We start from the raw sequence: 7,919 nt of genomic DNA on the forward strand, positions 1-7,919 counted from the left end.
ATGTTTATTGATATGCATTGTGATACCTTACTAAAGCTTTATGAGCACCCAGGTACAAAGTTAAACGAAAATACGTTCCAGATTGATTTACAGCGCATGAAAAAAAGCCTGATTGACCTACAAAACTTTGCAATTTTTATTGAGCTTGGGACGGTTGCTGATCCGTATGTTCGTTACCAAGAAATGCTTGCCATTTATCAAGCTGAACTAGCTGCCAATCAAGACTTGATTCGGCCAGTACTGACTTACGACGACTATATTAGCAATCAAAACGAGCACTTGTTGAGCGCGATGCTCACGATGGAAGAAGGTGCACCGCTTGCCGGTCGCATCGATCGTCTGGAGCAATGTTACCAAGATGGTGTCCGCATGCTGACATTGACTTGGAATATGGAAAATGAACTTGGCTTTCCCAATGCCAACTATGTCGATCCGGCTACACAAATATTGACCAATCTTGCGCAAAAAGGCTTAAAGGCTGCTGGTAGAGACATCGTGACACGCATGGCTGAATTAGGCATGATCATTGATGTCTCGCACGGTTCTGATCAGCTTGTCTGGGATGTCTTGGCGACGACACCTGTGCCTTTTGTCGCCAGCCACTCGAACTGCCGATCCCTATGCCCGCACAGTCGCAACTTATCCGATGAACTTATCCGAGCGATTGCCGAGCGTGGCGGCGTTATCGGTCTGAATTACTTTGCCGATTTCATTACCTTTGACTCCTCGCTTTCGCTACCAGTCCAATTAGCCAAACATGCGGATCACTTAAAAAATATCGGTGGCTTGGGCTGCATTGGTCTTGGGTCTGACTTTGACGGTATTCGTCCGAGTGAGGACTTACCAGATATTTTAGCCCTCGAACTACTGGTAGATGCCCTGCAAAAAAATGGCTTTACCGCTCGCGAAATCGATGCAATAGGCTATCAAAATGTCGCCCGATTGTATAAAGACCTACTATAAGAAACGCCTTTCACTACAAGCCAAAAGACCAGAACACCCAACCGGATGTTCTGGTCTTTTCATGTGATTCATGGAGCAACAAAATGTTTCATTCTTCAAATAATAGGTTTTTCTTACGTAAAGCTTGCTTAATTTTGCCGACTTGCTCCATCGATTCACAGCGCACCGTATGGAGGTGAACGCCATTGGTAAGATTGGAGAGCAGCTTTTCTTCACTAGCCGCGTAGGCTTTTAAAAATGTCGCAATATCTTCTTGCGTGCGAATACCTAAGCTACCTCGTAATTCGCCATAAAGCAGATGATCGACAATCACATCGACTACTTCACCATCAAGAGAAACAATCGTCGTTAACTCTTCTTCGACTTGTTCTGGACGGTGACAGACAGCGATTTTTGCGACCACACCTTGCTCCTCTTTTTCAAGTAGATACCCACGCGCAGTTGCCAATATCGCTTCCCCACTCGCTCGTAATAACGCAATATCCCCGACAATAATTTGCCGACTTACCGCATAGTTTTGAGCCAAGCGACTCGCACTAAGCGGCTGGTCAGACATACGTAATTGCTCCATGATGTCTTGACGTCGCGTTTCTCCATCCATCACTTGTCCTCCATTTGCTGTGATTGGAACGTCCGTGAATGCTTCATGACATCACGGAAGGTATCGACAATGGCTTCTTCAAAGTCCGACTGTTTCACTTCACGGCGAACAGCCTGTAACACCTCATTTTCTCGATTGCTGTCTAAGACGGCAATTTTTTGCTGACGTTTTTCCTCTGAGATAGCCGTCACCACCATCATGCGTTCTTCCAATAAATGGACCAATTTTTGATCAATAGCATCGATTTGTTTTCTTTTTGCGCTCAAGGGTTGTGCGTCATCACTTGCCAACTCTTGGATGATTGTAGCAGGATTGCCTGCTATAACGACATTGGCAGGAAACGACTTCGTCACGACGCTCCCGGCACCGACCACGACATTATCACCTAATGTCACACCAGGCAAAATAATAGCACCGCCACCTAGCCAAACATTGTCCCCGATGGTAATCGGTTGTCCATTCTCTAACCCACTATTGCGTTTAGCCGGCTGAAGTGGATGGCTAGCAGTATAGAGCTGAACATTAGGTGCGACCATGCAATTGTCCCCAAACGTAATCGGGCAAACATCCAATAACGTCACATCAAAGTTCGCATAAAAATTTTTCCCGACTGAAATATTGTAGCCATAGTCAAACCGAACATTTGGTTCCATGTAAATATGATTTTCGACATGGCCAAATGTTTCCTTTAATAATTGCTCTCGTATATCATTGTTGGTTTCTTGATTAATTACCGCCATTTGTTCTCTAGCAAATGCTCGATCAGCTTCTAATTCTGGATCGGCTGAAAAATACAATTCGCCAGCAATCATCTTTTCTTTTTCACTTTTCACGGTTGGGCCTCCTTTAATTTCTGATATAATGCTTGAAAAAAATCAACCGCATTGCCAATCAGCTGTTCCTTTTGTCCTCTTAAATGAATTGGTGTTTGATTGACAACAAACACTTGGGCATTTTTTTGTTTATATTCTATTAAATCACAAAATGGATGCACTTGAAAAGTTGTTCCGACAATCACCACTATATCGGCTGCTTCTACCGCACGGACAGCTTCCTTGATGGTTTGCGGTGTGAAGCCTTCTTCATACAAAACAATTGCCGGTCTTAGTCTACCACCACACAGATGACGATCAGATGCAAGATAGTCCGCATAAGGTACTTCTTTACCACACGATTGACAATACACATGATACAATGAACCATGAAAATTCACGACTTGGGTCGAACCTGCTCGATCATGAAGCCCATCAATATTTTGTGAAACGACCCACACATTGTGCGTTTTTTCCAATTCATGGATGGTTTGATGAATGACATTTGGCAGTGCATCCGGATGGTACAGTTGCTTGATAAAAGAATAAAACTTCTCCGGCTCTCGCTTTAAACAGGTCGCACTTAGCAAATACTCTGGTTGATCAAGTCCTTGGTAGATACCATGCAACGAGCGGTAATCAGGGATTCCTGAAGGTGTCGACACACCTGCACCTGTCAAAAACGTAATCGACTTAGCTTGTAAAAGTTGTTCAATCATTGCTGTTTCTTTTGTCATTTTACTCACCTCATGGCTATTATACGTGCTGATCGTCGATTTGTTAACTCTGGCCAACAAAGGAAGAAAACAAGATACACTCATGACATTCTTCACAAAAAGTGATACAATAACGATGATATAAGCGAGGTGAAAATAGATGTTAGCTGAAATTTTTTATTGGGGTTTGATTTTTATTAACATTGCTTGGATTGCGATTAGCCTTTATTTTTCTATCTTTTATTTTGCTCGGAAAGAAAATGGTAATTTATGGGCATTTGGTTTTTTTAATGTTCTTTCATTCATTGTGTTAGCACTTTTAATTGTTGTCTATCACACTTGGGGCTGGGGAATTACTCAGTATTCAAACTTTGTTTACCTATTGATGGCGATCTTAGCTGTCATGACTGTCCTACAAGCATTTCTTGGCAAAGAACCTAAGCCACAAACTGCAAATTAAGTAGACTAAATAGGGCTTTCCTTCAATGGAAATCCCTATTTTTTATTGACAAAGTGCGTCTTTTCTACTATCCTAGCTTAGAACATTAATTTCATACGAGATTACCTTCAACATCGAGGTAGAGGTCGCGAGGTTCATTAATCCTGTGGAGTGGAGCAACACGTAGAAACAGGCCTAGGGAACATCGCCGAAATGACACTTTTTTGCTTAAAAAGTGTGGTTGGGTCGTAAGTAAATAACTTACGAACTGTCTTAGCAATTCGCTAAGGTGCGCTATGTTTTGTGATAGGTTTGTAAACTATTTTACAGGCGTTTTCCAATCATGGAGTACGGCTGTTTTTTGTTGTCGTCATGAATGTCTCGTCAAAAAGAAAGGAAGAAAAAAATGAAAAAGTTTGGTTTATGCTCGTCACTTTTTGTGGGCCTTTTGTTCTTGTTGGCTTTGATAGTCCCTTCTACGTATGCAGATGAACAAACCCCAGCAGACGAATTTCGAGTAGGGATGGAGGCTGCTTATGCGCCGTTTAACTGGACTCAGACAAGTCCTGGAGCACATACAGTAGAACTTTCTAGTCAAAAATACGTTGGAGGCTACGATGTCCAAATCGCACAAAAAATTGCCGATAAACTAGGAAAAAAATTAGTGATTGTGCCCACACAATGGGATGGCCTCGTGCCAGCGTTGCAATCAGGAAAAATTGATGCCATTATTGCTGGGATGTCTCCCACTGAGGAACGCAAAAAAGAAATTGATTTCACTGACGCGTACTACGAGTCACAATTAGTCGTCGTTGTAAATAAAGATGGCAAATATGCCAATGCAAAAAGTATTGATGATTTAGCTGGCGCAAAAATTACCGCACAGTTAAATACCTTCCACTACTCTGTCATTGACCAAATTCCAAATGTAGACAAACAACAAGCACAAAAAGACTTCTCTTCCATGCGAGTTGCCTTAGCTTCAGGGGTAATTGATGGTTATGTTAGTGAACGACCAGAAGGCGTCACTGCAACCAATGTGAATAAAGACTTTAAAATGCTTGAATTTTCAAAAGAAAATGGCTTCCAAACTAATGCAGAAGACGTGCAAGTAGCAGTCGGTATGCGCAAAGGCGATTCAGATGTTGAAAAAGTAAATGAAATCCTTGCTACGATCTCTTCAAGTGAGCGTACCAAACTAATGGACCAAGCGATTGAGGAACAACCGACAGCTTCTGACGAACAAGACAGCGGCTTACTCACGACCTTTAAACAAATCATTCAACAATACTGGAAACTTTTCTTGAGTGGTGCTGCCTTAACTTTATTCGTAGCCGTTGTTTCCACTTTTGCAGGTACGATTATCGGCCTATTAGTCGGCGTCTTTCGCACGTTGCCAGTTTCTGAGAATCCAGTCTCACGCTTTTTCCAAAAAGTGTTTAACGGCTTTTTGACTATCTACATTGAAGTATTCCGCGGAACCCCGATGATGGTTCAAGCAATGGTTATTTTCTATGGATTAGCGCTCGCTTTCCATATTGATTTGAATCGGACTGTCGCAGCATTACTGATTGTCTCAATCAATACAGGGGCATATATGTCTGAAATCGTTCGTGGAGGAATTTTCGCCGTCGATAAAGGGCAATTTGAAGCCGCTCAAGCGATCGGCATGAACCACCGTCAAACCATGACAAAAGTTGTCTTGCCACAAGTCTTGCGTAATATTTTGCCAGCAATCGGAAATGAAACAGTCATCAACATTAAAGACACAGCTGTTTTGAGTGTTATCAGCGTAACAGACTTATTCTTTGCCGGTTCGGTCGCATCGGGTACCAATCTACAATTCTTCCCTACATTCACCATCATTGGTATCATCTACTTAGTAATGACACTTAGCGCGACGAAACTCCTGCGCTTGATGGAAAAGAAAATGGATGGCCCTTCATCTTACGTAAAAATAGATGACTTGGATTCTCAACAAAATTAAGGAGAGAAACTTATGACAGCGATGATCGAAATTAATCATTTGAAAAAAAGCTTCGGTGAAAATGAAGTATTAAAAGATATCAATGTAACAGTAAACAAAGGTGAAGTACTCACTATCATTGGTTCATCTGGTTCAGGTAAATCGACCTTACTCCGTTGCATTAACTTACTAGAAAAACCAACCAGTGGTGCAATCCTTTACAAAGGTGAAAATGTCTTAACAAAAAACTATGACTTACCAAAATATCGTACCCATCTTGGCATGGTGTTCCAATCATTTAACTTATTCAATAATATGAATGTCTTAGAAAACTGCGTGAGCGGCCAAGTGACCGTCTTAAAACGTAGCAAAGAAGAAGCCAAAAAAATTGCAATTGAAAATCTTGAAAAAGTAGGGATGGGCCGCTACGTCTCTGCCAAGCCTGCGCAATTATCCGGTGGTCAAAAACAACGTGTTGCCATTGCTCGTTCACTTTCTATGAACCCTGATGTCATGTTGTTCGATGAACCCACCTCCGCTCTGGATCCAGAAATGGTTGGTGAAGTCTTATTGACGATGAAAGCTTTAGCTGAAACAGGCTTAACGATGGTCATCGTGACACATGAGATGGGCTTTGCCCGTGACGTCTCTGATCGTGTAATCTTTATGGACAAAGGGGTGATTGCCGAAGAAGGCACGCCAGAAGATATTTTTGTCCATCCGAAAGAAGAACGCACCAAAGCCTTTCTCGCTCGGGTGCTTGAAACAAACTAAAGATTAAAACAAGCCCCAGACAAAACTAGTTAGAAAAAAGAAAATCCAGAAGTTGTTACTCAAACTTTTGGGTTTTCTTTTTTGTAGTTAGGCGATAAGTCAAACTGGTTTGACCTTCTCGCTCGGAGCGAACAGTCTTTTGACCTAGCTTTTTTTCATTAGCTTCATCTTTTCATTTTCTTTTGTTGCACAACTACGTACTTTCTGATACGTTTACAGTAATGGAAAGAAAGGAACGAAATGATGGAAACAAAATTAACAAAAAAAGATTATTTATTTATTAGTTCGATGTTATTTGGAATGTTCTTCGGAGCAGGAAATCTGATTTTCCCTGTACACATGGGACAAGAAGCTGGTGCAGCTGTTTTTCAGGCAAATTTAGGATTTTTGATTACAGGTATCGGCTTACCATTTTTAGGTATTATTGCGATAGGACTCTCGAAAAGTACTGGTCTATTTGATTTGGCGCAACGTGTCGGAAGACGCTATGCCTACCTCTTCACCATTTTACTTTATCTCGTAATTGGACCATTTTTTGCCTTACCACGCTTAGCAACGACTTCTTTTGAGATTGGACTCGCACCGTTTTTAAGTACTAATCAACAACCAGTTGCTTTGGCTCTTTTTAGTATTCTCTTTTTCTCCGCTGCTTGGTGGTTTGCCCGTAAACCGTCCAAATTGATGGCTTATATCGGCAAATTTTTAAATCCAATCTTTTTAGTCCTACTAGGTATTTTGCTGCTTGTAGCTTTCTTACACCCAATCGGTTCCGTGGCAGTCATGCCAGTAAGTGCTACTTACCAACAAAATGCATTTATGACCGGATTTACTCAAGGTTACAATACTTTAGATGCCCTTGCAGCCCTTGCCTTTGGAATTATTGTTGTGACTACCATTCGTCAGCGGGGCGTCACTCAGCCAAAAGTGATTGCATTAGATACCGTCCGTGCTGGTAGTATCAGCGTACTCCTAATGGGTATCATCTATACTTTTTTAGCGTATCTTGGAGCGATGAGCGTAGGTAAGTTTGCCGTGAGTGCCAATGGTGGTATCGCACTCGCCCAAGTCTCAACGTATTATCTGGGAATCTACGGAGCAATTATCTTGGCATTGATTGTCATTGTCGCATGTTTAAAAACAACTGTCGGACTCATCTCTGCTTTTTCAGAGACTTTTGTCGAGCTGTTTCCCAAACGTAGCTATGCGTTTTTTGCCATCAGTGTAAGTGTGCTCCCATGTATTTTTGCCAATGTTGGTTTAACCAAAATTATTGAGCTTTCCCTACCAGTGCTGATGTTTCTCTATCCACTGGCTATTACTTTAATTTTATTGGCACTTTTAAGTCCGCTTTTTCAACACGCGCCACGTGTGTATCAACTGACAACTTATTTTACTTTGCTTGCTGCTATCTTTGATGGATTGAATGTTGCTCCTAGTCAATGGCAGCAGACGGCTCTTGTCACTCACTTACTCTCTTTTGCAAAAGGCTACCTACCATTGTTTTCTATTGGCTTAGGTTGGGTGATTCCAGCTATCATAGGATTTGTACTTGGTTTAATTTGGACAGCAATCGAACGAAACAAACAACAGTAATAAAAAGTCTAAGACGGAATCGTTATCTACAAGCTAAAAGACCAGAAAATCCGGG

8 protein-coding genes and 1 riboswitch are annotated in these 7,919 nt (G+C 41.7%); of the genes, 5 read left to right on the plus strand and 3 right to left on the minus strand.

Translation table 11 applies throughout. The features are described 5' to 3' along the window. The gene (locus tag HMPREF9088_RS02495; protein WP_007207549.1) at positions 1-963 is read left to right on the plus strand and encodes a dipeptidase; all 963 of its coding nucleotides are present in this window, start codon (positions 1-3) and stop codon (positions 961-963) included. Between the two features lie 88 nt (positions 964-1,051). Here HMPREF9088_RS02495 and HMPREF9088_RS02500 read toward each other — a convergent pair whose 3' ends face one another. The 3 genes from HMPREF9088_RS02500 to HMPREF9088_RS02510 are packed head-to-tail and all read right to left on the minus strand — an operon-like array spanning position 1,052 to position 3,113. Beyond that, positions 1,052-1,564, minus strand: coding sequence for a transcription repressor NadR (locus HMPREF9088_RS02500; protein ID WP_007207550.1), 513 nt, complete (start codon positions 1,562-1,564; stop codon positions 1,052-1,054). Further along, a complete protein-coding gene (locus tag HMPREF9088_RS02505; RefSeq protein WP_007207551.1) occupies positions 1,564-2,397 on the minus strand; it encodes a chorismate mutase in 834 nt (277 codons plus the stop codon). The genes HMPREF9088_RS02500 and HMPREF9088_RS02505 overlap by 1 nt, the downstream gene beginning before the upstream one ends. After that, positions 2,394-3,113 (minus strand): NAD-dependent protein deacylase, encoded by a 720-nt coding sequence (locus HMPREF9088_RS02510; protein WP_007207552.1) that lies wholly within the window; start codon positions 3,111-3,113, stop codon positions 2,394-2,396. Before HMPREF9088_RS02510 ends, HMPREF9088_RS02505 begins: the two co-directional genes overlap by 4 nt. Before the next feature lie 139 nt (positions 3,114-3,252). On the opposite strand from HMPREF9088_RS02510, the gene HMPREF9088_RS02515 reads away from it, so the two are divergent. The 4 genes from HMPREF9088_RS02515 to brnQ all read left to right on the plus strand — a co-directional run bounded on the left by HMPREF9088_RS02515 (position 3,253) and on the right by brnQ (position 7,864). Next, positions 3,253-3,552 carry a hypothetical protein gene (locus HMPREF9088_RS02515; RefSeq protein WP_007207553.1) on the plus strand — a complete coding sequence of 100 codons (300 nt, stop codon included), beginning with the start codon at positions 3,253-3,255 and terminating at the stop codon, positions 3,550-3,552. Between the two features lie 111 nt (positions 3,553-3,663). Then, positions 3,664-3,836, plus strand: a riboswitch (Lysine riboswitch). Between the two features lie 101 nt (positions 3,837-3,937). Continuing rightward, a complete protein-coding gene (locus HMPREF9088_RS02520; protein ID WP_040366151.1) occupies positions 3,938-5,518 on the plus strand; it encodes an ABC transporter permease subunit in 1,581 nt (526 codons plus the stop codon). Between the two features lie 12 nt (positions 5,519-5,530). Continuing rightward, a complete protein-coding gene (locus HMPREF9088_RS02525; RefSeq protein ID WP_007207555.1) occupies positions 5,531-6,271 on the plus strand; it encodes an amino acid ABC transporter ATP-binding protein in 741 nt (246 codons plus the stop codon). A gap of 243 nt (positions 6,272-6,514) precedes the next feature. Beyond that, a complete protein-coding gene (gene brnQ / locus HMPREF9088_RS02530; protein WP_040366153.1) occupies positions 6,515-7,864 on the plus strand; it encodes a branched-chain amino acid transport system II carrier protein in 1,350 nt (449 codons plus the stop codon). Positions 7,865-7,919: the final 55 nt, after the last annotated feature.

The sequence above is a fragment of the Enterococcus italicus DSM 15952 genome (assembly GCF_000185365.1).
GTDB lineage: Bacteria > Bacillota > Bacilli > Lactobacillales > Enterococcaceae > Enterococcus_G > Enterococcus_G italicus.

Coding starts and splice junctions, on each gene's coding strand:
- HMPREF9088_RS02500 (WP_007207550.1), bottom strand. CDS start 1,564: ATGGATGGAGAAACGCGACGTCAAGACATCATGGAGCAATTACGTATG.
- brnQ (WP_040366153.1), top strand. CDS start 6,515: ATGGAAACAAAATTAACAAAAAAAGATTATTTATTTATTAGTTCGATG.
- HMPREF9088_RS02525 (WP_007207555.1), top strand. CDS start 5,531: ATGACAGCGATGATCGAAATTAATCATTTGAAAAAAAGCTTCGGTGAA.
- HMPREF9088_RS02520 (WP_040366151.1), top strand. CDS start 3,938: ATGAAAAAGTTTGGTTTATGCTCGTCACTTTTTGTGGGCCTTTTGTTC.
- HMPREF9088_RS02495 (WP_007207549.1), top strand. CDS start 1: ATGTTTATTGATATGCATTGTGATACCTTACTAAAGCTTTATGAGCAC.
- HMPREF9088_RS02515 (WP_007207553.1), top strand. CDS start 3,253: ATGTTAGCTGAAATTTTTTATTGGGGTTTGATTTTTATTAACATTGCT.
- HMPREF9088_RS02510 (WP_007207552.1), bottom strand. CDS start 3,113: ATGACAAAAGAAACAGCAATGATTGAACAACTTTTACAAGCTAAGTCG.